Origin of the sequence: Mameliella sp. LZ-28 (genome assembly GCF_012274245.1) — a bacterium.
GTDB lineage: Bacteria > Pseudomonadota > Alphaproteobacteria > Rhodobacterales > Rhodobacteraceae > Antarctobacter > Antarctobacter albus.
This window is the reverse complement of the sequence record NZ_JAANYX010000032.1, coordinates 368,322-392,214: the sequence shown is the minus strand read 5'-3', so window position 1 is coordinate 392,214 and position 23,893 is coordinate 368,322. Positions and strand designations below refer to the sequence as shown.

Here is a 23,893-nt window from a genome sequence, read left to right as displayed (position 1 = left end):
ACCGCGGTCCATCGACCGCATTCAATCCATGCGGTCGATCAGCTTGCGGATGGCGGGCTCCTTGTGCGGCTTCTTCTGAAGCCGCAGCAACAATTCGGCCAGGTCCCCTTCGTCGACGCGCTGTGCCGCCGCCTTGGGGGTGAACCACTTGCGCTTGCGTTCCTTGCGCTCTTTCCAGTCACGCAGCAGCTCTTCCACAAACATCGGGTAGACCTCAACCGTGCAGGGCACGACGCTGCCATCGTCCATGACCTTGCCATAGCTGTATGTGCCGATCATCTCGGTCCCGACATGACCCTTGGCGCCCGCCTCTTCCAGTGCCTCGATCTCTGCCGCACGCCAGGGTTTCTTGCCATCCATCTGCCAGCCCTTGGGCATCACCCAGCGTCCGGTATCGCGTGATGTCACCATAAGGACCTTGACCTGATCCTTGGCGTCCCTGCGCATCGGCAGGGCGGCTATCTGCTCGCCTTGTCCCGGCACGGATGCCTCCTCCTGAAATACTGGGCGGCCCGGCGTCTCCCCTCGCCGGCCGCCCGTCTGAAAAAAACCTTCACCCGCAGGCATCGCATCTCGGCGCGCCCGGAACCACCCCTAAAGCAGGAAGAACACATCCTCGGTCAGGCTGCCCACGTCGCGATCCATGAGGATGATCCTCACGCCGTTGTCGTAAAAGACCGCGTCCTCCCCCTCTTGCGTGACATGGCTCAGCGCCTCGGCGCTGTCGGCATAATCGAACCCGACCAGTTCAATCCTGTCCCAGCTTTCCCAGTCGGTGATCCAGTGCTGCCCGCCCTGTTCGTAGTGGAACACGAAGGTGTCCGAATACAGGCCGCCGGACAGAACCCCGCCGCCGCCTTCGGGGATCAACCGGTCGTCGGCGCCATAGCCAAGCATGAAGTCCCGCAGCGCCGGGCCGGTGTTTTCCACGAATTCCGGGCTGTCCATGAAATGCCGGACCACAGCGACGCGGCTGGCCCCGTCTTCCAGCAGCCCGACCCAGGTCGCAAAACCGCCGGGATCCGGGTTTCGGTCCAGCACGTTGTTGTAAAGCAGAGTCACGAACTCCGCGTCCGTGGTGTCGCCATAGGTGGCCTGGAACTCTGCCGATCCGACGAAAAAGGCGACCGTTCCGCCGAAATCCCAACCGTTGGACAGTTTCTCGACCCAGCCCGAGAAGCCGCCATAGTCCGGGTCACGGTCAAAGACCGCGCGATACAGGCGATAGACGTCATCCGCCCAGGTTGTCGGATCGTGGAATTCGTCGAAGACCGCCTGCGCCGCCTCCGTGCGGGTCACATGTTCTGGGCTTTCGGCGAAATGCCGGACCACCGCCGTCCGTGACATTCCGGCCTCCATCCGGTCCACCCAGGCCTGGGCATCCTCTTCGGTTGGCACCCGGTTGAAGACGTTGAGATAGAGCAACCCGACGAAATCGAGATCATCCGTGTCGCCGTAGGTGTCGCGAAACTCGCGCGACCCCATGAAGGCCTCGGCGATCGTCTCGTGGGTCATGGCGCCCGACGCCAGGCGGGTCAGCCATTCCTGGTGCCCGTTCGCATCCGGCTCTCGTCCGAAAACGGCAAGGTACAGGCGATAGATCTGGGCAGAGATCTCGATCCCGTAGAGGCCGCGCTCATCCCCGATCAGGTAGTCTCGATCGAGTCCACCGCGCAGGACATCGGCCCCTGCCCCGCCGACCAGCACGTCAGTCCCGGCCATACCGGTCACAAGGTCGTCGCCCGCAGCCCCGTTCATGTAATTGCCGGACGCCGAACCGATCAGGTACTCGTCATCGGCATCGCCGAACATGCGCGTGCCTTCGGTGTGATAGTTGGGCTGAACGTAATGTCCCTCTGTCAGGTTGTTGTCGATGATCTCCTCGAACGGTCCTGGCACGATCCACCCGAACAGATAGAGGTCGGCGGTGAATGACCGGAACTGGTCGGGCGAAAACGTGAAGGGATAAATCTGCGCGCCGCCGACCTCTCCGGGCAGAACGGCCACCTCGGCAGCGTCGGGTGACATCCTGTCCTCACCCGAGGCATAGACCCGCAGTTCGAAGGCCTGCATCGGGCGGTTGCCCAGATTGCCACCGAAGACAACGAAATCAAGCGGCCCAGCTTGGTCCCCCGCCAGGAAGGACAGGTCGACATAGAAATCCGTGATCCGCTGGTCTTCGTGAACCGTCACCTCACGCGGGGTCGAGGCGTTGTTGGTCTCGTCCGACTCGGCGATCTCGTTCTCCGGGTCGACCAGGAGGGCGATATAGTAGGTTCCCGGCTGCAGGCCCAAGGCATCATAGTCGATCTCGATCGGCGGGCCGGTGAAATGCTCGAAGTGGTAGGTGTCGATGACGTTCTGATAGCCGGTATAGGTCCAGGATCCGATCAGCAGATCATCAGCTGTCACCTCTGGGTCGGTCGACAGGTAGATGCCAAAGGTAAAGGGCGGCGCGTCGGCATCCCCCTGGTTCGCGATGGTCCCGCCCGAGTGCAGGAAATCACCGTGAAAGATCATCCCGCCGGTTGGGCCGACCTCTCCCTCGACGGCGACATAGCCATCCGCAAGGACAAGATCGGGCAAAGGCTGAGCGGCTGATTGCATGGCGGCCGTGCCGGCTTTCACCTGCGAAGAGGCCGAAAAAGTGTTACTCATCAGAAGGCTACCAGTACGACGCAAATTCGCGGGCACGCTAGGTCAAATGTGCGTTCCGGACAACGGCGGAACTGACGCCAAAGTGCGACAGATGGTGCGCTTGGTAGGGTTCGACGTCTGCTATGTCTGGTAGTGGAGAGAGTGGCTGGCAAGGGACCTCCCCGCTGCCAGTGCCGCGTTGAGCGGGCTAGGCGGGGTAAGTGGCGGACCGAGGAACCGCCAGAGTTAGGTTGCGACTTTTCGGACCCCGCCGCAATTCGTCGTTTCAATACAGGCTTGTACGGAGAAAATTTGCGATTCCAACCCGCCAAACTTTGCAAGAAATCGCACTCTTTTTAGGTGGGTAAGTTGGAGTCGGCCCTTTGCCGCGTGTTGCCAAGGAACTGTCTGCACTAGATGTAAAAAGGTTGCAGCACCCCGGAAGGGGAAGCAACGCGCTCTTTGCCGTGGGTGGGGTATCGGGCCTCAACCTGCAAATCACCCCGAACGGCGGGCGCACATGGCTGCTGCGGGTATCCGTGGGAGGCAAGCGCCGCGAAATCGGCTTGGGCGGCTTTCCCGATGTAACCCTTGCGCAAGCCCGTGAACGCGCACGGGAAGCCAAGGACAAGATCCGGCAGGGCATCGACCCTGTGGAGGAACGCAAGGCAGCGCAGGCCGCACTGGCGGCGGCGCAGCGGCGCGGGCTGACCTTTGCGGATGCAACCGACAAATACCTTGCGGCGAAGCTGGACGCCTTCAAGAACGCCAAGCATCGCCAGCAATGGCAGAACACCTTGCAGACCTACGCCATGCCTGAACTTGGCAAAATGCTGGTGGATGAAATCACGGTGCAGGATGTTTTGCGCGTTCTTGAACCGATCTGGCAGAGCAAGACCGAAACCGCATCCCGCCTGCGCGGACGGATTGAAAGCGTACTGTCATGGGCCACAGTGGCCGGGCACCGCTCTGGCGATAATCCCGCCCGTTGGGCTGGAAACCTCAAAGAGCTTCTGCCCGCCGCCGCGAAGGTGGCGAAACAGGACAATCAACCGGCTGTGCAGATCGACGAAGCGCCGCGCTGGCTTGCAGCGCTGCGAAAACGCGATGGCACGGGCGCACGCGCCTTGGAATTTGCCGCCCTGACCGCTTCCCGCTCCAAAGAGGTGCGCGGCGCTGTCTGGGAGGAAATCGACCTGGACGCGGGGCTTTGGGTCATTCCGGCGGCGCGCATGAAGATGGATCGGGAGCACCGCGTGCCGTTGACGCCCGAGGCCGTGGCGCTCTTGGAGGCTCTGCCGCGTTTCGAGGATAACCCGCTGGTTTTTCCGGCGCCGCGTGGAGGCGAAATGTCCGACATGACCCTGAGCGCGGCCATGAAACGGCTGCACAAGGCTGACGTTGATGCAGGTGGGCCGGGTTTCGTGGACCGGGTAAGCAAACGCCCGGCGGCACCGCACGGGCTGCGCAGCACCTTCCGCGATTGGGTGGCCGAGCGCACGCATTTCCCTGGTGACATGGCCGAGGTGGCCTTGGCGCACAAGGTGAGCAATGCCGTGGAGGCGTCTTACCGGCGCGGGGACATGGTTGAAAAACGCCGTGCGATGATGACGGCTTGGGCAGATTACCTGACCGGGAAGGACCGGGTTGGGGCTGATGTGGTGAGGATTGGCTAGGGTCAGGACCCATTGATTTGGTTGGGCGAGCATGATTCACCGTTCGAAAATGAGCGGTGAACATGTCTGATCTTTTCTGGTTGAGCGATGCGCAGATGGCGCGTCTGGAGCCTTACTTCCCTAAGTCGCACGGCAAGCCCAGGGTTGATGACCGGCGTGTCCTGAGCGGGATTATCTTCATCAATCGCAATGGTTTGCGGTGGCGAGATGCGCCAAAGGAATACGGCCCGCACAAAACGCTCTACAACCGCTGGAAGCGTTGGAGCGACAGGGGTGTCTTCGCCCGGATCATGGCGGGGTTGGCGGCCGAGCACGGTGAGGAGACGACCGTGATGATCGACGCAACTCATCTGAAGGCCCATCGTACGGCGTCCAGCCTGGGCGTCAAAAAGGGGGGCGTGGACGCCTGATTGGCCGAACCAAGGGCGGCATGAACACGAAACTGCACGCCATCTGCGACAGCCGGGGCCGACCCATCGACCTGTTCCTGACTGCCGGTCCCGTCAGCGATTACATCGGGGCGCGTGCCCTGGTCAGCGGGTTGCCCAAGGTGAAGTGGCTGCTCGGAGATCGTGGCTATGATGCCGATTGGTTTCGAGAAGCCTTGCAGGACAAGAAGATACATCCTTGCATCCCGGGCCGGAAGAAACGGAAGACGCCCGTCCGGTACGACAAGCGCAGATACAAACGTCGCAACCGGATCGAGATCATGTTCGGCAGGCTCAAGGACTGGAGGAGGGTTGCGACCCGTTATGACCGCTGCCCACGAACCTTCTTCTCAGCAATCGCACTTGCTGCGACCGTAATCTTCTGGCTTTGAGAGAGAACGAATCCTGACCCCAATGGTGAAACGCAAACCGTCAATATTGGCGGACGTGTGAGATGGGCAATCGAGGAACTGCGGAAAGCTGGCCCGGCGGGCCGCACCGGACGCGAAGCATTGGGGCCGCGATGGGCGGCCTATATCTGGCAGGCCAAGCACGTTCACGGCATCCCGATTGCCGATGCCTGGGAAAGCCATGAAGGCGAGCACCCCGGCAGGCACAAGCGCTGGTGGCTGGATAGCGAAATCCTTTCCTGCATACAGGAAAGCGAGGGCCAGTCATGAACCGGCTGCAAATCTTCTATCTCCGCCGCTTGCACGGCCTGACCGAAGCACAGGCGCAGGCCGTCGCCGCCCTGATCTGGGGGGCAGGCAATGACTGACGCACGCGACATGACAAACCGCCTTGGCGGCAAGTGGCTTCGCACCTATGGCACCGCGCCTTGCCCGGTTTGCCAGCCCGAACGCCGGAAGGATCAAAACGCCCTGACGTTGCGTGATGGCGAGGCCGGGCGGTTGCTGGCGAACTGCAAGCGGTTGGACTGCGGTTTTCGCGACATTCTGGCGGCGGCTGGCGTTGTCCCCGGAGAGTATCGCGCGCCGGATCCAGTGAAACTTGCCCGCCGCGAAGCGGAACAGCGAAACGAAACCGCACGCCGCGCGCGTATTGCGCGGCAAAACTGGCAAGAGGCGCAGCCATTGGCCGGAACCGTGGCAGAAAGTTACCTGCGCGGACGCGGCATCACCTGCGATCTGCCCGATAAACTCCGTTATCATCCGGCCTGCTGGCACGGTGCCACAGCGAAACGCTATCCCGCCCTGATCGCGGTGGTTGAGGGCGGCAACGGTTTTGCGGTCCACAGAACCTACCTTTCCATGGACACCTCGGAAAAAGCGGCAATCGAGCCAAACAAGGCCATGCTGGGGGCAACCGCAGGCGGCGCTGTGCGGCTCGCTGAAGCCCAAGGTTCGTTGGTGGTGGCTGAGGGCATAGAAACCGCCCTGAGCCTTGCCTGTGGCCTTCTGCGCGCACCTGCGACCATCTGGGCGGCGCTCTCCACCTCTGGAATGCGCGGGCTGCGACTTCCGCCCGACGCCGGGCGACTAACCATCGCCCCCGATGGCGACCCGGCGGGCCGCGCGGCTGCGCACGCTCTGGCCGAACGGGCACACGCGACCGGCTGGGCCGTGTCGCTTTTGCCCGCCCTCGATGGCCACGACTGGAATGATATTCTCATGATGAAAGGGACGCGCGCATGACCGCCTTCAATCCCGCCGAACCCATCCCGTTCACACCCGAAGGACCGCAACCGCTGGTGCGCGAGATTGCCCTCGGCGCGCAGTATCCCGTCACCCATCTCGGACCATTGCGCGAGGCGGTGGAAGCGGTGCAGGGCATGGCGCAGGCCCCCGTCGCAATCCCGGCGGCTTCGGCCCTGGCGGTGGCATCGCTGGCGGTGCAGGGTTTTGCGAATGTGGAAACGCTGGGCGGGCCGCGTCCCGTGTCTCTCTACGCCCTGACCATCGCCCGCAGTGGCGAACGTAAATCGAGCTGTGACGGGCCGCTGATGGCCGCCCTGCGCGACCACGATAGGGAACAGGGCAAGGCCCAGCGCGAAGCCTTTACGGCTTGGCAGAATGCGCACGCGCTATGGAAAGGCGAGCGCGACCGCATCCTTGCCGAGGCCAAGAAGAGCAAGGGAGAAAAGCGCACCGCTGCGCAGGCCGACCTTGACGCGCTCGGGGCGGAACCGGCGGCACCGCCCAGCGCCGACCGCACCGTGACCGAACCGACCTTCGAGGGGCTGACCCGGCTTTTCGCCACGGGACAACCGTCACTGGGCATCTTCTCGGACGAAGGCGGGCAATTCCTGGGCGGGCACGCGATGAACAATGACAACCGGCAAAAGACGCTGGCTGCCCTGAATGACCTTTGGCAGGGCAACCCGGTACGCCGCACGCGGGCCGGTGACGGACACGCAACGCTATACGGGCGCAGGCTGGCGGTTCACCTGATGGTGCAGCCCGCCGTCGCACGCGCCTTCATCGCCGACCGGATGGCGGCGGATACGGGCTTTCTGCCGCGCTTCCTGATTAGCGAACCCCCTTCGACCATCGGCACGCGCCTTCACGCGAACGCACGGGGCGATTCCGTGACCGTGGCGGGCTTCGGGCAACGGCTGCGCACGATACTGGAAACACCCTTGCCGATGGACGACGAAACCCGCGAACTCTTGCCCCGCGTACTGCCGCTCGCCCCCGAGGCCCGCGCGTTGCTGGTCCGCTTTGCCGATGCAATCGAGGCCGCGCAGGCCCCCAGTGGCGACCTCGCAAACGTCACCGGCTATGCCAGCAAGGCGGCGGAACAAGCCGCGCGCATCGCGGGTGTGCTGACGCTATGGCGCGACCTGGATGCACCTTCCGTCACTGCGCGGGACATGGGCGAGGGCATCGCGCTTGCGCAATTCTACCTGTCCGAGGCGGTGCGATTGGCCGACGCTGCGACGGTATCACAAGAAATCGACCGGGCCGAAGCACTGCGCAAATGGCTGCTGGAAAGCTGGGAACATTCTGACGTCATGGTGCGCGACGTGGTGCGGCTCGGGCCGAACCCGCTTCGCGAAAGCCCGAAGGCCCGTGCCGCTCTGGGCATCCTTGAGCGGCACGAATGGATTGCGCCGCTCGCCCCTGGAACGGTGGTGCGCGGGGCTGCGCGGAATAAAGCGTGGGCAATCGTGAAGGGTGGCGGCGATGTGGTTTGATGTGTCCGCTGCGCTTGCTGAAATCGAAGGCGTCACAGAACCCGCCCCCAAGGCTCGACCCGCTGCGACAATCGCGACACCTGCGACACAAGCCCCGGATCCGCGCCCCGTGTCGCGATTGTCGCAAGTGTCGCAACACGCCCGCCCGCGACCCCGGCGCGCCCCGTCCCCCCTTCATGGCTGGACGGAGAACCTTTCCCGCACGGCAAGTCCCCTGGTGGCCGCCCATTGACCTGGACGGGCCGCGTCGTGTCGCAGGACGATTGGCGCACGCTGTCGAATTGGGACCGCCACGGGCCGGGTGAAAGGCGGTCGTGGTGCTGAAAGAGGAGGCAGCGGCTTGAATCTTGATCAAAAGGTTTGCAAGATTTGACCTAACCTGCAGTGACCAGATGTGAGGATGATATGGGGCTGGATCGACCGACGAGGGATGAAGCCTGTGGCTATAGGCAGGAAAAACTGGATGTTTGCCGGTTCTAAGGGCGGCGGAGAAGCCATGGCCATCGCCTCCACCGTCATCGAGACCGCCAAGTTGAACGGCATAGATCCCCAAGCCTGGCTGACCTGTGTGCTCGGGCGCATCGCTGACCACAAGACCAACCGTCTCGACGAACTGATGCCTTGGAGTTACGCTGCGCAGGCAGCGTAAGCGGGACCGCCGACGCCCTGCCAGAGCACCTTCACCGGGCGGTCACGCTTCAGGCGATCTGAATAGCGCTGATCACAAGCTCTTCGAAGCTGGCTTCGTCGAGCATTTTGCTGTTTTCGATCGATATATGCAGATCGCCAAACTGCAAGAGACCATCGCCCGATGGCTGCACGATGAAGGCGTCGGCAAGCATTAGCAGGGGATCTGCTGCCGCCAACAGTTCATCGAAACCAGCAAGGACTATGATATCGTCCGCGTTCAAATCAATGATGGTGTCGCTGGATCCGTCGCTGGTTTCGGCATCGAAGACAAACCAATCGGTCCCAGAGCCGCCCGACAGGCTGTCTGCGCCAAACCCGCCGATCAGGGTATCGTCTCCCGAGGTCCCGATGAGCGTATCGTCTCCGTCGCCACCGCTCATGGAATCATTGCCGCTTTGGCCTTCGAGCAGGTCATTGCCGGCAGATCCGATCAGGGTATCGTTATCCTTGCCGCCAAAGAGGTTGTCTGATCCATCGCCACCGTCGATCAAGTCATTGCCGTTGCCGCCGTAGATCATGTCCACGTCGTCACCGCCATACAGGCTGTCATCGCCTGTGTCTCCGTATAGCCGATCCTCGCCCGCGCCGCCGTCGAGCAGGTCATTGTCCTTGCCACCTTTCAGCAAGTCAGCGCCGTCGCCACCTTGCAAGGTGTCTGCGTCATCGCCACCGGACAATTTGTCCGCGCCGGAACCACCCACCAGAAGGTCCTCGCCAGAGTCGCCGAAAAGGCTGTCATCCGCCGCGTTGCCAAGAACCGTATCATTGCCCGAGTTGCCGAAGACAGGCCCGGATGCGCCACCGGCAAGCAGGATGACCGTGTCGTCCCCGTCCTTGGCATCGCGTTCCGTTTCCGACGGAGACAGAAAGACGAAATCGTCTTCGACAGTGAACAGGCCTCGGTCTTCGGCAAAGCTTATTCCGTCGGGACCGATCGAAACCTGTACAGGTTCCAGATGCATATCAACGGTGCGCAGGAACAGGCCCGAAGGGCTTACCGAAACCGACGCGCCGATCTTGGAAATGCGATCCAGGAAGGATTCCGGAATCTCGTCCAGAGAGGGCAACCACTTACCTTGCCCCTTGTGCCCGGGGTGGGCCGCGTCAAGCGAGCGCGCCCATTTCAGCAAGTGGGCTTCGGTTGGTGGGGCAAGATCGAGGTCGGGAATTGGCCCGCGTGGGACGTTGCCGGATGTGCCGGCCGACTTCGCAAGAGTCTTGGCGGCTTTGGGTACTGGCATGGTCTTTCGCTCCGAATGAATTGTATTGCGCGGCTCCGCCTGTCGGCCCGCAAACTGGTTACCAGCCGATGCCTTGGCAGTGCGCGGGTTCGGTCTGTCCGGCAAACAGGCGAGCAACGTCGATGACCGGAACAAACACGTCCTGCGCCGCCTGGCGGTATTCAGGCAGGGCGTGGGTCACGATCACCGCATCCGCGTCCTGAAGCGTGTCCGCGATGTCTTCGCTCAGAAGCTGCGGCAACTGCTGGCAGAGGTCTTGCAAACCCGGTTTCGTCGAGGCCGCGTGGCGCGCACTTTCGGCAACATTGTCAGATGTCACGAAGTGGTCATGCGCGCTGACGGCGATGCCTTTTTCCTGAAGCTGGGCGATCACGTCCAGGATCGGGCTTTCGCGCAGGTCGTTGGTGCCGGGCTTGAAGGCAAGGCCAAGTACGGCCACCTTGCGGGGTCGCGCGGCAAGAAGCATGGCAACGGCCCGGTCGATCTGCGCCAGGTTGGACTGATCAAGGCTACCGATCAGGGGCAGGTCCACGTTTCGGCTCTGCGCCAAATGGTTCATCGCCCGCACTTCCTTGGGCAGGCAGGACCCGCCGTAGGCGAAGCCCGGCTTTAGGTAATAGGGCGACAAATTCAGCTTGGTGTCCTGGCAAAAGATGTCCATGACGTCTCTTCCGTCGATATTCAGGGCCTTGGACAGGCGACCGATCTCGTTTGCGAAGCAGACCTTGTTCGCGTGCCAGACATTGTCGACGTATTTGACCAGTTCGGCGGTTTCGATTTCGGTCAGGATCGGCTTGGCATCGACGGGCTCGAAGATCCGGGCCACGATTGCGACAGAGCGTTCATCCGACGCGCCGATGACCGTCTTGGGCGGCGTCCGGAAGTCATCTACCGCGACACCTTCGCGCAAGAATTCGGGAACAAAGGCAATGCCGAAGTCGACGCCGGCCGCCTTGCGTGACGCTTGCTCGATCCGGCGTGCCATGACGTTCATCGTGGTTCCCGGCGGGACAGAGCACCGCAAAACGACCACGTGAAAGCTCTTCTTGGTTGCGATGGCGGCACCGATCGTATCGGCCACGCTTTCGATGTAACGCAAGTCACAAGAGCCATCGGAGGCGGTCGGCGTGCCGACGGAAACAAAGGTCGCATCCGTACCGGCAACGGCCGCACAGAGGTCGTCGGTGGCAGAGATTGCCCCGCACTTGACGCCGTCGGCCAACAGGTCATCGAGGCCCGCTTCGTGAATCGGGGATTTGCCTTCCATGACGTTCGCGATCTTGAGCGGATCGACGTCCACGCCAACGACCTGGTGGCCGAGCGATGCAAGACATCCAGCGGTCACCGATCCGACGTAGCCGAGACCGACGACGCTGATGCGCGGTTTGTGGTCCGGAACCAGATAGGGCTGGAACCCCCTCGACACATCTGAATGCCAGTTCGCAGAGACAGCGTCCAACATTTGCTCATTACCTCGATTTCTGTTTCTTTAAGTTGGACAATCAACCTTCATTGTGGTCGAAATTGGACGCTATTAAGAATATGTTAGGATTTGCAGGACTCGCCTCAACTTATTGACGATAAAGCGAAAATTCGGATGCCTCTGGTGTTTGAAACCGGACATCGTCACCAAAAGGGAAAGGCAGGCCAGGTCTTCCGGCGTCACGTCGGGCCCTCGATCTGAACGGGGTTCAGAACGTCTGGAACAATGCGCCGGAGCCCAAGACCAGTGCCACTACTTGTATGAAGACAAGGGCAACCGTGACGAACTGGAAAAGCGCGACGGCAGACTTGGCCCGGTAGGCAAGGCTGACTTCGTGCTGAGCTCTCTGACCGCCCCGGTTGGCCCAGCGCTGCTTGTGTGGAAAGAAGATCATGAAAGACTTCACCGAAGCATTCAAAAGCTGGTTGGCATACAGCAGGAAAGGCCATGTCAGATCCGGCCGCTTGGCATACCGGAAGAGGAACAGGCTGAGCACCAGGCGGGACACCAGGATCCATGACAGGGCGATCCAGACATAGCCCGGGTCAAGGATCAGCGAGAGCAGGATCAATGTCGGGCTGACCAGCATGGTCCAGATCGCAAGACGCTGATCCAGCACGCACCACCAGATGAACCAGCCGACTTTCCCCGGCCCCAGTTGCAACGCGCGTGCACCATTGCGCAGCATGTTGCCGGACCAGCGGCGCAGGTTCTGGACCATCCGGTCCCGACCGCTGCCCTTGATGACTTCGACGGTATAGACGCAGACGTCCGGCACGTAGAGCATCTTTGCCCCACGTCCGAGCAGGAAGTACCAGGTGCTCTTGTCGTCCCCGGAGAGGAAGCGGAAACGCCCCCAGAGCCAATGATCGAGGAAATCCGCTTCGATGGTCCGGACAAAGGACAAATTGCAGATCTGCCGCGCCCGGAACATGCTCATCCGTCCGGTTAGGGTCAGGACCTTGTCGCTCATGGCGTGGCTCTGCATGGCGAGCCGGCGTTGTGCGAAACGCATGTTCAGCCAGCGGCGCATCCAGGACGGTCCATAAGTGATGGCCTCTTCGTCCGTCGTCAGGGCCTCGAGCTTGGCATCCGCGCCGAACATGGCGCAGCACCGCGCCAGGACACCAGGGCCCAGAATGGCGTCGCCATCCATGAACAGGATCAGGTCATCGTCGTCTGGAGCGGTACGAATGATGGCGCGCATCACAAGGCCAATTGCCATCCGCTTGCCAGGCTGGTTCTGGCGGATGAACGCTACTTCTGCGTCAAGATCGGCGCCATGTTCCCAGACAACTTCTTCGATGATGCGTTCGTCGTGACGCGCACCACTGCCGACCCAGATGGTCGCAGGTACGCCTATTTCGCGGATCTGATCCAGAAGTGCCTTGATCACGTGGCGCGTGATGGCCTCTTCTTCGTAGTAGGTCGTCATCTGGACATGCAGGTGCCGTGGTCGCCACCCGCCGTTCCAGATCCGGTCACAGTGACTGCGAATGCCCGGGAACTTGTCCCTTTCGTAACGGCGGGCGCGTTGTGCGTGGTTGAACCACCAGCCATACCGCCATATGCCCAGAAGACCCAGGACCCAGGTGATCTCTTGGTGCTCCACATCGTAGAGGAACCCCGGGATCAAGACGACGCAAAGCAGACCAAGCAGAACCATGCCCGCCAGGGCCAGCATGTCCCGAAGACGCCATTTGCTCCCGGGAATCGGGGCCTGATGGACCCTCATACGTTCGGCGATGTCGCCATAGGGATCCGCGGGAAGCCAGCTGGTTTCGGGCATCAGTTCTTCTGCGTCTCGGCAGAGGCCGGACCGACACTCAGGGCCTGGTAGATGGGGAGAACAACAGGCTTGTATGCGAAGAAGGCAAAAAGCGCGTAGATGGCGACCGCCGTCAGGACCCGCGTCGGGCGTGGCAAGGCACGGCGCGTCTCCGCCGCGACTTCCTTCGGAGTTTGTTCCATCGAGATTTTTTCGACAGGCGCGTCCATCGCAAGGATCATGCGGTCCATCGTCATCGCCCGGCCCGTTGCCAATTGTCGGTAGAAGTTGGCCAAGACTTCGGACTCACGCTGGCCAATGGCCGAAAACCGGAAGCCGTCGATATCGGGGTCATAGGCCAACCTGGCTTGCAATGTAATGCCGAAGCCCTGGAAGGGGATGGTGATCGTGGCTTCGCCGCTAAGTCGGGGGACCGATATCGGACGCGTCACATGCTCAAGCGACCAGGACTCAGCCCAGAAACATCCCGCGCCCTCGAGGTCAACCAGAAGAGGTGCCTGGATGGTGTAGCTCAAATCTGGCAAAGCGGGTTCGAACCGGACTTTCATGTGATTCATCCTTATTTAAATGAATAATGCTAGTCGAATGTGTCTATTGTTTGGCGTAGCGACGACAGTCGGGGGCGCTGAGGGGCATTGTTGTGTCAACGGCGCCAAAAGGGCGGCCAGTCTGGGCATGACGGGCGATTTGGCAGCCGCGCTCCCCAAGGAGTTGGGGTTGCCAAGGTGCCTTTGTCTGCAAGGACCAAATTCGAACTTGGTACAGCCGTTCTGGTGATGATCCGCCCCACCTGAGTGGTCCGCGTTGAGTGTTAGTGCATGGTCGGCCTTTGGTCCATCGGGACGATGGTTTCCGGAGCCGGCGGGCGGTAGCCCAGAGCACTGTGAGGTCGCTTGGTGTTATAGTGTTTTCGCCATTGTTCGATCAGGATTTGCGCCTCGCGCAGGCTGTAGAAGATTTCACCGTCGAGCAGCTCGTCTCGGAAACGTGCGTTGAAGCTCTCGCAGTAGCCATTCTCCCAAGGCGATCCCGGCTCGATGTAGGCCGTCTTGGCGCCGACGGCTGCGATCCAGTCCCGGACAGCCTGGGCGACGAACTCGGGTCCGTAGCACGTCGGGAAGAAGCGTTGTTTTGAGGTTATGGCCGCGCGCTTCTGCCCCCCCTTTGTCCCCTTCTTGAATGACCGGGGCCTCGGCGTCAGGCAGGTTGGCCAGGCCACACGTTCGCCCACGATCATCCATGTACCCACGAAGGATACCGCGATCAGAGATCGCCCCTATCCCAAGATGCGCCCCGAATACCAGAACCCCGAGGGCCGCGTGGCAAAGGAAAAGGAACAGGACGCAATGGCCCTTGGCCCCAAGGAAACTGCGACCAAGCCACCTTTCCCGAAATCCCTGCCGGAACATATCGCCACCGTGCGCGAAGCCCTGTCCGACCTGGGCGAAGCAACCCCGGAACAGGTGGCCCGCCAATTCAAACGAGGCCGTGCACGCGACCGCGCGACCGCTTCCGGAAAGCCTGACTGCCCTGGGGCAGGCGCGCATTGACGACAAGGGCCACTTTGCGTTGTGACTGCGCAGTGGGTCAAAAAATGCTATCCTTTTATTTCAAGATGCTGACCCGGCTTTGGTGCGCAATAAATCAAACGGATCAAGATGCCCGGACCCGACCCACACGCCTTCTGGATTGTCGATAGCGACCCAAGCAGCCCCCGTGCCAGCTATCATTCGTATCTTTGGACCGGCAACGGCGGGAACCGAAAAGCCCGTGCGATTGCCATACTGAAACGCCTGATGCGGCGAGACTGGCATTGCCGCTGGTGCGGCGACACTCTGCCCGACTATGTGCGCAGACGCCCTCTATTGCCGCGAAGCCTGCCGCAAGGCCGCCGCGCGGCAAAGACGTTCTGTGAGGGCAGGCGCGTGACCGGGGCGGAACTCGCAGCAATCCGCGAGCGTGCCGGGCTGTCGCAAACCGAATTGGCCCGGCAGGCCGGATGCGGGCGCCACGCCGTCAGCTATTGGGAATGCAAACCCGTGGTGGACTTGCGCGCCTGGGCCGTTGAACGCATGGCCACAGTCCTGGACCTGCCGGATACACCCGCAGTCACCCGCGCGCGGGCGGCTTGGGCTGATATGCTGGCCGCCGAGGACGCGGCGCGTGAGGCCGCGTTTCTTGTGCACGTCCGGCGACTGCAAGTTCAATGCGAAACAGTCAGGGCCAAGCGACGGGTTATCTGCGGCGCGCGGACGCGCAAGGGAACACCCTGCCGTGCGAAGTCCGAACCGGGCAGGCGCCGCTGCAAGTTTCACGGCGGGAAATCGACCGGCGCCAGAACCCCGGAAGGCATCGAGCGCATTCGCGAAGCGCAGCGGCAACGCTGGGCGCGCTGGCGGCTTTGCCGCAAAGAGGGTGACAAAACGTGAGGTTTCAGGCCGCGCCCTCGCCATGGGCTGTTACTGCCTCGGCGGTTTGAAAAACAATCAAACCCGCTGCGCGGTATGGGGTGTCACTTCGACAGCCCGGCAATCAAACCCGATTTTGTGGATGCTCGCAAAAGCCTGCCCGCGCCGGTCCCTATGCCGAAAGCTGGCAGGATTGAGCATACCCCCGTGTCGCATCGCTTTGCGTTCAAGCGTTTTCAGCATGGTGGGTATTTAGGTGGGTAAAACCGCCAAACCGCCACTTTTCCCAATGTTATCAGGGGCAAGTGGCGGACCGAGGAGGATTCGAACCCCCGACCCCTTGATTCGTAGTCAAGTACTCTATCCAGCTGAGCTATCGGTCCGTGAGGGCTGCATGTACCTCCCACCTCTGCACGATGCAAGGGGCAATCCGCGGATTTTTTTCGATCGGCCCAAAGAATTTCCGCGCAGCCCGCCCGGCACCGGAAACCCCGGTCGTCAGCCCACGTCTCCCATCGGCAGACGGATCTCGAAGCAGGTGCCGGTCTCGTCGCTGCGCGCCAGCCTCAGGTTGCCACCGTGTCCGCGCACCAGTTCCGCCACGATGGCAAGGCCCAGCCCCGAGCCCCCCTTGCGCACGCCGCCCTGGAAGGGCTGGAACAGGTGATCGCGCGCCTTGGGCGGCAGGCCCGGGCCCGTGTCGGTCACCGTGATGACCCAATCCGCATCCTCGATCCGCGCGGCAATGTTGATCTCTCCCGGTTGCGAGGTCGCAACGATGGCCTGCCGTGCGTTGCGGACCATGTTCGACAGGGCACGGTAGATCTGTTCCGGATCGCCCCGCACCATCAACCCGGCCGGGATATCCTCGCTCAGCGAGACATCCGCCTCGCCGATCGCCAGCCTTTCGGCCTCGAGCACCTCGTTGGTCAGTTCGGCCAGGTTGAACAGGGTCATCACCGGCGCCGGTTCCTCGGCGCGCCCAAAGGCCAGCGTGCTCTCGCAAAGAGAGACCGCCCGGGTGATCGAGTTGACCAGCTTGGGTGCCATTCGCTTGACCGCCGGATCTTCGGACATCTCGATCCGGTCGGTGAACAACTGCGCACTGGTCAGGATGTTGCGCAGGTCATGGCTGACCCGCGCCACGGCGCCGCCCAGCTGCGCAAGCCGGTCCTTCTGGCGCAGGGCCTGGGTCAGCTGGGTCTGCAGGGATTGCAGCGATTCCTCTGCCTCGCGCAGCTCTCGGACCGTGGCAGAGGGCTTGATAATCCGCCGCGCGTCCTCGGGCGCCTCGGCATAGGCGCCGATATGGCCCACGACCCCCTTGATCGGCTTGACCAGCAAGGACCGCACAGCCAGGAACAACAGCCCGGCCGTGATGATCGAGATCGCCGCCGACAGCAGCAGGATGCGCAGCCCGTAGTCGATCATCGCGGTCCGCAGCGGCCCGCCGTCCATCGTGACCTCGATCAATTCGCCTCCATCGCGGAAGGGATCGCCGATCACACGGATCACCGTCCATTCGCTGTCGACCAGGCAGAGGATCGCGTCCCGCATCAGCACCCAGGCCGAAGCGTCGCGCAGGTCGAAGGTCTGCGCCACCTCACCCGGGATCGGCGATGACAGCATCAATTGCCGGATCTCGTCACGCCGCAGCACCACGTTGAAGACGCCCGCGTTGTCCAGCAGTTCTTTTTCCAGCTCCGGTTCGATCATGTCGTCGGCCAGCAAGGCCAGAGAAGCGATCTGCGCCCGTTCCAGCCGGGCCAGCAGGTAGTCCTCGCGGAAGCGCGCCACGGAGGGGACAAAGATCAGCACCTCTGCCACCATCACGAAGATGATGGTGAGGATCAGGAATCGTCCGGAAAGCGAGTTGACCATGTCCTACCGTACTCAGGGCAGCCAGCGCTGGACCAGCCGCACCACTTTCTTGACCGTCTCGTTCTCGAACAGCCTGGGGGAGAAATAGGCCCCCGCGGCCCGTTTGTTAATCTCCCCGATGGTCGGATAGGGCGAAACCATGTTCGAAACCGCGCTCATCTTGAGCCGGTTTGCGATCACCAGCGACCAGAGATTGATCAGCTCCCCGGCCTGATGGCCCACGATCGACACACCGACGGGGCGCCCCTTGACCACCATGACCTTGATGACACCGCGCGTCCTGCGCTCGGCGATGGCCCGGTCATTGTGGTGGTAGTCGAACCGCGCGACTTCCATCCGGTCGCCGTGGGCCTTTCGCGCCGCGTCCTCTGTCAGGCCGACCTGCGCCAGTTCCGGGCTTGTGTAGGTGGCCCAGGGGATGTGATCCGTCTTGGCCTTGGCTGGCAGCCCCAGCAGGGCAGAGCGGATGACGATCCCGGCATGATAGCCGGCCACATGGGTAAACTGCATTCCGCCCGCCACGTCGCCAATGGCGTAAACGCGAGAGTTGGTGCTCTTTAGACTGGCATCCACCTTGATGCCCGTCTTGGTGGTCTCGATCCCGGCGGCTTCGAGGTTCAGCCTGTCGATGTTGGGTTTGCGCCCAACTGCCACCAGCAGGTGAGAGCCCCGGAACACGCGCCCGTCCTTCACTTCGACCTCGATGGCGCCCGCCTGTCCCCGCACCTCCTGTGCCAGAGCCTCTTCGGCGATCTCGATGCCTTCCTCCCGCAGGGTCTCCAACACGATCCCGGCCAGTTCCGGATCATCCTTGCCCAGCGCCCTTGCGCCTTCGATCACTGTCACCGCACAGCCCAATCGCCGATGCGCCTGCGCCATTTCCATCCCGATGGGCCCGCCGCCGATGATCAGCAGGTGTTCGGGACGCTCACGCAGCTTCCACAGGGTTTCATTGGTCAGGTAGGGCACGCCGTCCATGCCAGGGATCGGCGGCACCAGCGGAGAAGACCCGGTGGCGAGCACGATTCGCCGCGCGGTGATACGGTAATTGCCAGCCTCGACCTCGCGGTCGGACACGAAACGCCCGTATTCGCGGATCACCCGCACGCCAAAGCCCTCGAACCGCTCCTGGCTATCCACCGGTTCGATCTGGGAAATCACATCGGCGACATGGTCCTGGGCCGCGGCGTAATCGACATGTGGCACGGCATTGGCCACGCCATAGACGGCGGCATGCTCCATCCCGTGCGCCACCTTGGCACTGGCAATCAGCGCCTTGGACGGCACGCAGCCGTAATTCAGGCAGTCGCCACCCATCTTGTGACCTTCAAGCAGGATCACGTCGGCGCCCATCTGGCTGGCCCCCGCGGCCACCGACAGGCCACCGGACCCGGCGCCGAGGATCAGCAGATCACATGTCAGCTTTTCCATCTCAGATCCCCTTCCGGCCACGCAGGGCCTTGAGCAGGATCGGCAGGGCGGACAGGGCCGCCAGCCCGAGGATGGGCAGAATCACATGCGGGGCAAAGATGATGCCCAGGTCCGGCGTCTCGCCACGCTCGAACACCTCGCCCAGGCCCGCGCCGACGGAGGTGTAGACCACCGCACCCGGGATGATGCCCAGGAAGGTCGAGATGACATAACGGTGCACTGGCACCTCGAGAAAGGCAGGGACGAGGTTGGCGACGAAGAAGGGCACCGCAGGGACCAACCGGATCAGGAACAGCATCGACCACTGATTCTCGTCGATGCCGTCCTTGATCTTTTTCACCATGCCCTGAGAATGCTCCAGCCTGTCGCCGAGGCGCGCGCCCAAGCCCCAGCGGGCGGCCAGGAAGATTCCCGTGGCGCCCAGCGTGGCGGCGGTCACGTTGTAGAGCGCGCCGGGAAAGGTCGCGAAGAGAAAGCCGCCGGTCAGCGTGGCGATCGTGGCCCCCGGCAGGGAAAACCCGACGATGACGACGTAGACCGCCATGAACAGCCCCAGCGTCAACAGGTAATGCGCGTCACGGAACGCCAGCAGCGCCTCTCGGTTGTCGGCCAGTGTCTGAAAGCTCAGCAGGTCGCCCAGCGTGAAGTACCCGATGATCGCCACCACGAGGATGGCCAGCAGGGGCAGGTGGCGTCGGAGGCCGGGTTTGGGCGTGTCGGTCATGTCGCTCATCGTTCGGGGCCTTTGGGTTGCGGCAGGGGCACCGCATAGATGCCCCCGACGCCACCGGGAAAACAGCCGTCTCACGCCCGCTTGATCCGGCTTGTGCCCCAGCGTGAGAAATTCACGCCCGAAAAGCCAGAGTGAAACATTTCGCGGGTCAGGCCGCATGCAAGTGTTGCAGTCGGAACCGGAAGGCCACAAAGGTTCAGTGCACCGAGGGTCGGCACGCCTGCCCCGTGTGGCCGGACGCCGCTCCGAACGCCTGTCAGGCACCCGCGCCATTGGCAAAAAAACCATGACACCCATTTGACAGGGGACGCCCGCCCCCCTATAGGCAGGGCTTCGAATTTCCTGCGCCCGAGTCGACTCGGGGGCATTGAACCGGAGTAGCCGCGATGAAACGCACCTTCCAGCCGTCGAACCTCGTCCGCAAGCGTCGCCACGGGTTCCGCGCCCGCATGGCCACCAAGGCAGGTCGCAAGATCCTGAACGCGCGCCGCGCCCGCGGCCGCAAGAGCCTGAGCGCCTGATCCCCACGCCGCCCACAGCGGAGCGGGAGATGAACGCCGACGAAAAAGCCGCCGCGGATCGCTCCGAGGCGGCCTTTTTGCCGTTGACGGTTCTGGCCCGGCGCGCAGATTTCCTGCGCGCGGCCCGTGCCCGTCGCGCTCCGACAGAGGGGTTCCTGCTGCAGGCCCGGCAACGCCAGGACGGCGAGGCAGAGGGCATCCGCGTCGGGTTCACCTGCTCCAAGAAGGTCGGCAACGCCGTCGCCCGCAATCGGGCCAAGCGGCGCCTGCGCGAAATCGCGCGCCTGATCCTGCCCGAGCAGGGCCGGGACGGCTGGGATTATGTTCTGATCGGCCGCGCGGAAAAGACTGCCTGGCGCGATTTCACCGCACTGCAGGCCGACCTGCGCCATGCCCTGCGCAAGGTACACGGGGGCAGCAGATGAGCCCGCTCGCCCATATCGTCGCCCTGCCCGTGCGCGCCTATCGCCTCGTGCTCAGCCCCTGGGTCGGCCACGGGTGCCGCTTTCATCCCACCTGTTCCGTCTACGCGCTGGAAGCGCTGGAAAAACATGGCGCGCTCAAGGGCAGCTGGCTGGCCGCGCGGCGCATTGCCCGCTGCCACCCCTGGGGCGGCTCCGGCATCGACAACGTGCCCGATTGACCACAGCCACGGGCACATTCGCCTCGTGCCCAGGCATTTTCCAAAAAACATGTACCATTTTCGACCGGGCTCGGCTAACGACCCCGCAGAGACCACGCATCAACAAGAGGAGGTCCGACATGAACGATCAGACTTTCTCGCGCCGCGCGGCCTCTCTCGAAGCGACCTGGGGCAACGGCTTTCGCCGATCCGTCCAGGACTAACACCGCTTCACTTCCGGCCCTCGCCTGACGCGGGTCGTTTTCCAACCAACCATCGCTGACATTCGCGCCCGGGGTCCCCCGTGCGTCGTCAGTCCATTTCAAACCAGACCAGGAGTCCGGCCGTTTTCGCGCCGGGAAACACTTATGAACAATCCCGCAGTCGCTCGGCATCCGAGCACCGACATCGCCTCCACCATCGCGCAGCACGGTGCGCCCAGGGTGCTTGCCGCCGCCCTGGCCGCGCTGTTCAGGGCCCCGAGAATGCGGCCTCCGCCACCGCTTGCAGAGGATCTGACCGATCATCTCCGGCGGGACGTCGGTCTGCCGCCAAAGACCTTGGTGGACAGACGCCTGGCGATCCAACCCTTCGTTCCGGCACCCGGCCCTGGCCCGCGATAACACTTGCCCAAGTCGCGGCGGGGACGTATCCCCGCCGCATGCTGGATCATGCTGACGACATTCACCCCCTGTTCCACGGGGCGCCCAAGACCACCGAGTTCAAGAAGCTCCGCAAACGGATCGTGCAGAACGTGCGCGAGGCCGTGGAGCAATACGGCATGGTCGAAGAAGGGGCCAAATGGCTTGTCTGCCTGTCCGGCGGCAAGGACAGCTATACGCTGCTCGCGGTGCTGCACGAGCTGAAGTGGCGCGGGCTGCTGCCGGTCGAAATCCTGGCTTGCAACCTCGACCAGGGCCAGCCGGGCTTTCCGGCAACCGTTCTGCCGGAGTTCCTGGAAAAGATGCAGGTGCCCCACCGGATCGAGTACCAGGACACCTATTCCATCGTGGTCGACAAGGTGCCCCAGGGCCGGACCTATTGCGCGCTCTGCTCGCGCCTGCGACGGGGCAATCTTTACCGGATCGCGCGTGAAGAGGGCTGTTCAGCCGTCGTGCTGGGCCATCACAGGGATGACATCCTGGAAACCTTCTTCATGAACCTGTTCCACGGCGGACGACTGGCGACCATGCCGCCGAAACTTGTCAACGAAGAGGGCGACCTGTTCGTTTACCGTCCGTTGGCACATGTGGCAGAGGCGGACTGCGACCGATTCGCGCGGGCCATGAACTATCCGATCATTCCCTGTGACCTCTGTGGCAGCCAGGACGGCCTGCAGCGCCAACAGGTCAAGCAAATCCTTGATGGATGGGAGAAAAACTCTCCCGGAAGGCGTCAGGTCATGTTCCGGGCGCTGATGAACGTCCGCCCGTCACACATGCTGGATCCGGGATTGTTCGACTTTGCCGGCCTCATGCGGGACATGGAATCGCCCAATTCCTTGAAAAACCCGGAGCCGCGTTAAGAACCGAGTTACCAGCGTCGCCTAGTCTCGCCTCATGAGGTACAAGGACACGGGCATGTTGGCGTCACTTCGCGCGCTTCCGACAACGCTGCGCACAGGCGTGCGGCGGGGTCTGCAGGGACCACAGGCTTTGGCATTTCTGCCTGCGGCGGCGCTTGCCGCCTTTTGGCTGGGGGGCGAGGCGCTGTTGCTGGTGGTTGCCCTGGGCACGCCGGGCATCTTTCTTCTGGTCGGCGTCCCCGCGGACCGGGGCGATGGCCGGTCGGGAACCGATCAGGCCGACATCGTCGACAGCATCGCGGCGACGCAATTGGCGCAACAGGCGCTGGACAATGCGCGCGCGGCCAACCTGGCGACGGCCTGCCTGCTGATCGAGGTCGACGGCCTTACCGAAGTGGCCCAGCAGACCGATGAGGCAACGGTCGACGCCCTGCGCGAACTGACCCTGGGCCGCCTGCGCAAGACCCTGCGCCGCGATGACGAGGCCGTGCGCCTGGGCGAAACGCGATTCGTGATCTTCCTCGGCCCCTCGCTGCGGCTAGACCTCGAGGCGCTGCTGCAACTCTCCGGCCGCCTGCAGAACGCGGTCGAAGAACCTGCATCGGTTGGCGATGCCATGCGCTATCTATCGGGGTCCATCGGGTTCTGCGGCAGCCTGCGGCTGAGCAACGACGCCTCCGGCAAGCAACTGCTGGAAGCGGCGCAGGTCGCACTTGAGGAAGCAACGGCCAATGGTCCTTCGGCGATCCGCGCCTGGTCCGAAAACATGCGCCAGGCCCACATGGAACAGCGTTCCCTGCGCAACGAGGTGGATCGCGCCCTGTCGAACGGTCAAATCCAGCCCTGGTTCCAACCCCAGATCTGCACCTCGACCGGTGCGATCAGCGGGGTCGAGGCGCTGGCGCGCTGGATCCACCCCGAACGCGGCATCGTCCCGCCCGCGCAATTCCTGCGCGTGCTCGAAGACGCCGGGCGCATGGAACAGCTGTCGGAGGTCATCCTGCAGCATTCTCTGACCGCCCTGCGCAGCTGGGACCAGGCCGGGCTCGACATCCCACGCGTCAGCGTGAATTTTTCCGACCCCGAACTGCGCGACCCCCGCCTTGTCGACCGCATCCAGTGGGAGCTCGACCGCTTCGGCCTGACCGCCGAACGGCTGGGAATCGAGGTTCTTGAAACCGTGATCGCAGGCGCGCCCGAGGGGATCGTGGCCCGCAACATCGTCGAACTGGGCAAGATCGGCTGCCATATCGACCTCGACGATTTCGGCACGGGTCATGCCTCGATCACCTCGCTGCGTCGGTTCCGCGTACACCGGCTCAAGATCGACCGCAGCTTCGTCACCCGCGTCGACCGCGACGAGGATCAGCACCGGATGCTGGCCGCGGTCCTGGGCCTGGCAGACCGGCTGGGCCTGGAAACCCTTGCCGAGGGCGTCGAAAGCGTGGGCGAACACGCGCTGCTGGCCCAGCTTGGCTGTGATCACGTCCAGGGCTTTGGCATCGCCCGCCCGATGCCCGTCGACAAGCTGATCGACTGGGCACATGAACATGACGCCCGGATCGCCGACGCCAGGAAACTGGGCGGCACCACCGGCTGAGCCGGAAAGCCCTTTCCGAACACCTGCCATCCCCTTGCTCGGTCTCGGCATCCATGTGCCACACCGTCCCG

The 23,893-nt window shown here is 63.0% G+C and carries 21 protein-coding genes, 1 tRNA gene and 2 pseudogenes; 13 read left to right on the top strand and 11 right to left on the bottom strand.

Going from position 1 to position 23,893, the window contains the following annotated elements; all coding sequences use genetic code 11:
- Positions 1 to 21 precede the first annotated feature (21 nt).
- The gene (locus tag G9Q80_RS17110; RefSeq protein WP_088714741.1) at positions 22 to 483 is read right to left on the bottom strand and encodes an NUDIX hydrolase; all 462 of its coding nucleotides are present in this window, start codon (positions 481 to 483) and stop codon (positions 22 to 24) included.
- Between the two features lie 111 nt (positions 484 to 594).
- The gene (locus G9Q80_RS17105; RefSeq protein WP_088714740.1) at positions 595 to 2,658 is read right to left on the bottom strand and encodes a DUF4214 domain-containing protein; all 2,064 of its coding nucleotides are present in this window, start codon (positions 2,656 to 2,658) and stop codon (positions 595 to 597) included.
- 362 nt (positions 2,659 to 3,020) lie between these two features.
- On the opposite strand from G9Q80_RS17105, the gene G9Q80_RS17100 reads away from it, so the two are divergent.
- The 6 genes and pseudogenes from G9Q80_RS17100 to G9Q80_RS17075 form a co-directional block, all read left to right on the top strand.
- Entirely contained in the window at positions 3,021 to 4,313 is a 1,293-nt protein-coding gene (locus G9Q80_RS17100) for a tyrosine-type recombinase/integrase (RefSeq protein ID WP_074623057.1), read from the top strand.
- A 62-nt stretch (positions 4,314 to 4,375) separates the two neighbouring features.
- A protein-coding gene (locus G9Q80_RS17095) for an IS5 family transposase (RefSeq protein ID WP_088714739.1) occupies positions 4,376 to 5,133 on the top strand; the annotation gives its coding sequence in 2 pieces (ribosomal slippage) (positions 4,376 to 4,697 and positions 4,697 to 5,133; 759 coding nt in all).
- Positions 5,134 to 5,178: 45 nt separating this feature from the next.
- Positions 5,179 to 5,421: a winged helix domain-containing protein gene (locus G9Q80_RS17090; RefSeq protein ID WP_373286039.1), complete on the top strand. Its 243-nt coding sequence runs from the start codon at positions 5,179 to 5,181 to the stop codon at positions 5,419 to 5,421.
- Between the two features lie 207 nt (positions 5,422 to 5,628).
- A complete protein-coding gene (locus tag G9Q80_RS17085) occupies positions 5,629 to 6,396 on the top strand; it encodes a DUF7146 domain-containing protein (protein ID WP_246870538.1) in 768 nt (255 codons plus the stop codon).
- Positions 6,393 to 7,898 carry a YfjI family protein gene (locus tag G9Q80_RS17080; RefSeq protein WP_088714737.1) on the top strand — a complete coding sequence of 502 codons (1,506 nt, stop codon included), beginning with the start codon at positions 6,393 to 6,395 and terminating at the stop codon, positions 7,896 to 7,898. Before G9Q80_RS17085 ends, G9Q80_RS17080 begins: the two co-directional genes overlap by 4 nt.
- Before the next feature lie 424 nt (positions 7,899 to 8,322).
- Positions 8,323 to 8,547 (top strand): annotated as a pseudogene (locus G9Q80_RS17075) (transposase domain-containing protein); the annotation flags it as partial.
- Positions 8,548 to 8,596: 49 nt separating this feature from the next.
- Here the strand turns inward: G9Q80_RS17075 and G9Q80_RS17070 are convergent.
- The 5 genes and pseudogenes from G9Q80_RS17070 to G9Q80_RS17050 form a co-directional block, all read right to left on the bottom strand.
- Complete coding sequence (locus tag G9Q80_RS17070; RefSeq protein WP_121497599.1) at positions 8,597 to 9,829, bottom strand: calcium-binding protein; 1,233 nt, start codon at positions 9,827 to 9,829, stop codon at positions 8,597 to 8,599.
- Positions 9,830 to 9,887: 58 nt separating this feature from the next.
- Positions 9,888 to 11,255 (bottom strand): nucleotide sugar dehydrogenase, encoded by a 1,368-nt coding sequence (locus tag G9Q80_RS17065; RefSeq protein ID WP_184757131.1) that lies wholly within the window; start codon positions 11,253 to 11,255, stop codon positions 9,888 to 9,890.
- A gap of 265 nt (positions 11,256 to 11,520) precedes the next feature.
- Positions 11,521 to 12,996, bottom strand: coding sequence for a glycosyltransferase (locus tag G9Q80_RS17060; protein ID WP_246870537.1), 1,476 nt, complete (start codon positions 12,994 to 12,996; stop codon positions 11,521 to 11,523).
- 104 nt (positions 12,997 to 13,100) lie between these two features.
- A complete protein-coding gene (locus G9Q80_RS17055) occupies positions 13,101 to 13,649 on the bottom strand; it encodes a hypothetical protein (protein ID WP_043140988.1) in 549 nt (182 codons plus the stop codon).
- 263 nt (positions 13,650 to 13,912) lie between these two features.
- Positions 13,913 to 14,206: pseudogene (locus G9Q80_RS17050) on the bottom strand (integrase core domain-containing protein); the annotation flags it as partial.
- A 181-nt stretch (positions 14,207 to 14,387) separates the two neighbouring features.
- Between G9Q80_RS17050 and G9Q80_RS17045 the strand changes: the two are divergent.
- Both G9Q80_RS17045 and G9Q80_RS17040 read left to right on the top strand, forming a co-directional pair.
- On the top strand, positions 14,388 to 14,651 hold the full coding sequence (locus G9Q80_RS17045) for a hypothetical protein (RefSeq protein WP_088670497.1): 264 nt from the start codon (positions 14,388 to 14,390) through the stop codon (positions 14,649 to 14,651).
- A gap of 246 nt (positions 14,652 to 14,897) precedes the next feature.
- Positions 14,898 to 15,530 carry an HGGxSTG domain-containing protein gene (locus G9Q80_RS17040; protein WP_133066383.1) on the top strand — a complete coding sequence of 211 codons (633 nt, stop codon included), beginning with the start codon at positions 14,898 to 14,900 and terminating at the stop codon, positions 15,528 to 15,530.
- A 285-nt stretch (positions 15,531 to 15,815) separates the two neighbouring features.
- Here the strand turns inward: G9Q80_RS17040 and G9Q80_RS17035 are convergent.
- From G9Q80_RS17035 to G9Q80_RS17020, 4 genes are all read right to left on the bottom strand, one after another.
- A tRNA-Arg gene (locus G9Q80_RS17035) sits at positions 15,816 to 15,892 on the bottom strand.
- A 115-nt stretch (positions 15,893 to 16,007) separates the two neighbouring features.
- Positions 16,008 to 17,390 (bottom strand): sensor histidine kinase, encoded by a 1,383-nt coding sequence (locus tag G9Q80_RS17030; RefSeq protein WP_043140976.1) that lies wholly within the window; start codon positions 17,388 to 17,390, stop codon positions 16,008 to 16,010.
- Positions 17,391 to 17,402: 12 nt separating this feature from the next.
- Positions 17,403 to 18,821, bottom strand: a complete 1,419-nt coding sequence (locus G9Q80_RS17025; protein ID WP_088714734.1) for a dihydrolipoyl dehydrogenase family protein — start codon at positions 18,819 to 18,821, stop codon at positions 17,403 to 17,405.
- Between the two features lies 1 nt (position 18,822).
- Positions 18,823 to 19,554 (bottom strand): TVP38/TMEM64 family protein, encoded by a 732-nt coding sequence (locus tag G9Q80_RS17020; protein ID WP_069209501.1) that lies wholly within the window; start codon positions 19,552 to 19,554, stop codon positions 18,823 to 18,825.
- Positions 19,555 to 19,940: 386 nt separating this feature from the next.
- On the opposite strand from G9Q80_RS17020, the gene rpmH reads away from it, so the two are divergent.
- From rpmH to G9Q80_RS16995, 5 genes are all read left to right on the top strand, one after another.
- Positions 19,941 to 20,075: a 50S ribosomal protein L34 gene (gene rpmH, locus G9Q80_RS17015; RefSeq protein ID WP_012177012.1), complete on the top strand. Its 135-nt coding sequence runs from the start codon at positions 19,941 to 19,943 to the stop codon at positions 20,073 to 20,075.
- A gap of 29 nt (positions 20,076 to 20,104) precedes the next feature.
- Complete coding sequence (gene rnpA / locus G9Q80_RS17010) at positions 20,105 to 20,500, top strand: ribonuclease P protein component (RefSeq protein ID WP_069209502.1); 396 nt, start codon at positions 20,105 to 20,107, stop codon at positions 20,498 to 20,500.
- Positions 20,497 to 20,718, top strand: coding sequence for a membrane protein insertion efficiency factor YidD (gene yidD / locus G9Q80_RS17005; RefSeq protein ID WP_043140958.1), 222 nt, complete (start codon positions 20,497 to 20,499; stop codon positions 20,716 to 20,718). Before rnpA ends, yidD begins: the two co-directional genes overlap by 4 nt.
- A 640-nt stretch (positions 20,719 to 21,358) precedes the next feature.
- Entirely contained in the window at positions 21,359 to 22,222 is an 864-nt protein-coding gene (gene ttcA / locus G9Q80_RS17000) for a tRNA 2-thiocytidine(32) synthetase TtcA (RefSeq protein ID WP_074621835.1), read from the top strand.
- A 55-nt stretch (positions 22,223 to 22,277) separates the two neighbouring features.
- On the top strand, positions 22,278 to 23,822 hold the full coding sequence (locus tag G9Q80_RS16995; RefSeq protein ID WP_043140956.1) for a putative bifunctional diguanylate cyclase/phosphodiesterase: 1,545 nt from the start codon (positions 22,278 to 22,280) through the stop codon (positions 23,820 to 23,822).
- Positions 23,823 to 23,893 lie beyond the last annotated feature (71 nt).

What these genes read in the sequence shown, in the direction of transcription:
- G9Q80_RS17030 (WP_043140976.1), bottom strand. Translation starts at nt 17,390, where the DNA reads ATGGTCAACTCGCTTTCCGGACGATTCCTGATCCTCACCATCATCTTC.
- G9Q80_RS17055 (WP_043140988.1), bottom strand. Translation starts at nt 13,649, where the DNA reads ATGAAAGTCCGGTTCGAACCCGCTTTGCCAGATTTGAGCTACACCATC.
- G9Q80_RS17080 (WP_088714737.1), top strand. Translation starts at nt 6,393, where the DNA reads ATGACCGCCTTCAATCCCGCCGAACCCATCCCGTTCACACCCGAAGGA.
- G9Q80_RS17060 (WP_246870537.1), bottom strand. Translation starts at nt 12,996, where the DNA reads ATGCTGGCCCTGGCGGGCATGGTTCTGCTTGGTCTGCTTTGCGTCGTC.
- G9Q80_RS17020 (WP_069209501.1), bottom strand. Translation starts at nt 19,554, where the DNA reads ATGAGCGACATGACCGACACGCCCAAACCCGGCCTCCGACGCCACCTG.
- rpmH (WP_012177012.1), top strand. Translation starts at nt 19,941, where the DNA reads ATGAAACGCACCTTCCAGCCGTCGAACCTCGTCCGCAAGCGTCGCCAC.
- G9Q80_RS17040 (WP_133066383.1), top strand. Translation starts at nt 14,898, where the DNA reads ATGCGGCGAGACTGGCATTGCCGCTGGTGCGGCGACACTCTGCCCGAC.
- G9Q80_RS17105 (WP_088714740.1), bottom strand. Translation starts at nt 2,658, where the DNA reads ATGAGTAACACTTTTTCGGCCTCTTCGCAGGTGAAAGCCGGCACGGCC.
- G9Q80_RS16995 (WP_043140956.1), top strand. Translation starts at nt 22,278, where the DNA reads ATGTTGGCGTCACTTCGCGCGCTTCCGACAACGCTGCGCACAGGCGTG.
- rnpA (WP_069209502.1), top strand. Translation starts at nt 20,105, where the DNA reads ATGAACGCCGACGAAAAAGCCGCCGCGGATCGCTCCGAGGCGGCCTTT.
- G9Q80_RS17045 (WP_088670497.1), top strand. Translation starts at nt 14,388, where the DNA reads ATGCGCCCCGAATACCAGAACCCCGAGGGCCGCGTGGCAAAGGAAAAG.
- ttcA (WP_074621835.1), top strand. Translation starts at nt 21,359, where the DNA reads ATGCTGGATCATGCTGACGACATTCACCCCCTGTTCCACGGGGCGCCC.
- yidD (WP_043140958.1), top strand. Translation starts at nt 20,497, where the DNA reads ATGAGCCCGCTCGCCCATATCGTCGCCCTGCCCGTGCGCGCCTATCGC.
- G9Q80_RS17070 (WP_121497599.1), bottom strand. Translation starts at nt 9,829, where the DNA reads ATGCCAGTACCCAAAGCCGCCAAGACTCTTGCGAAGTCGGCCGGCACA.
- G9Q80_RS17025 (WP_088714734.1), bottom strand. Translation starts at nt 18,821, where the DNA reads ATGGAAAAGCTGACATGTGATCTGCTGATCCTCGGCGCCGGGTCCGGT.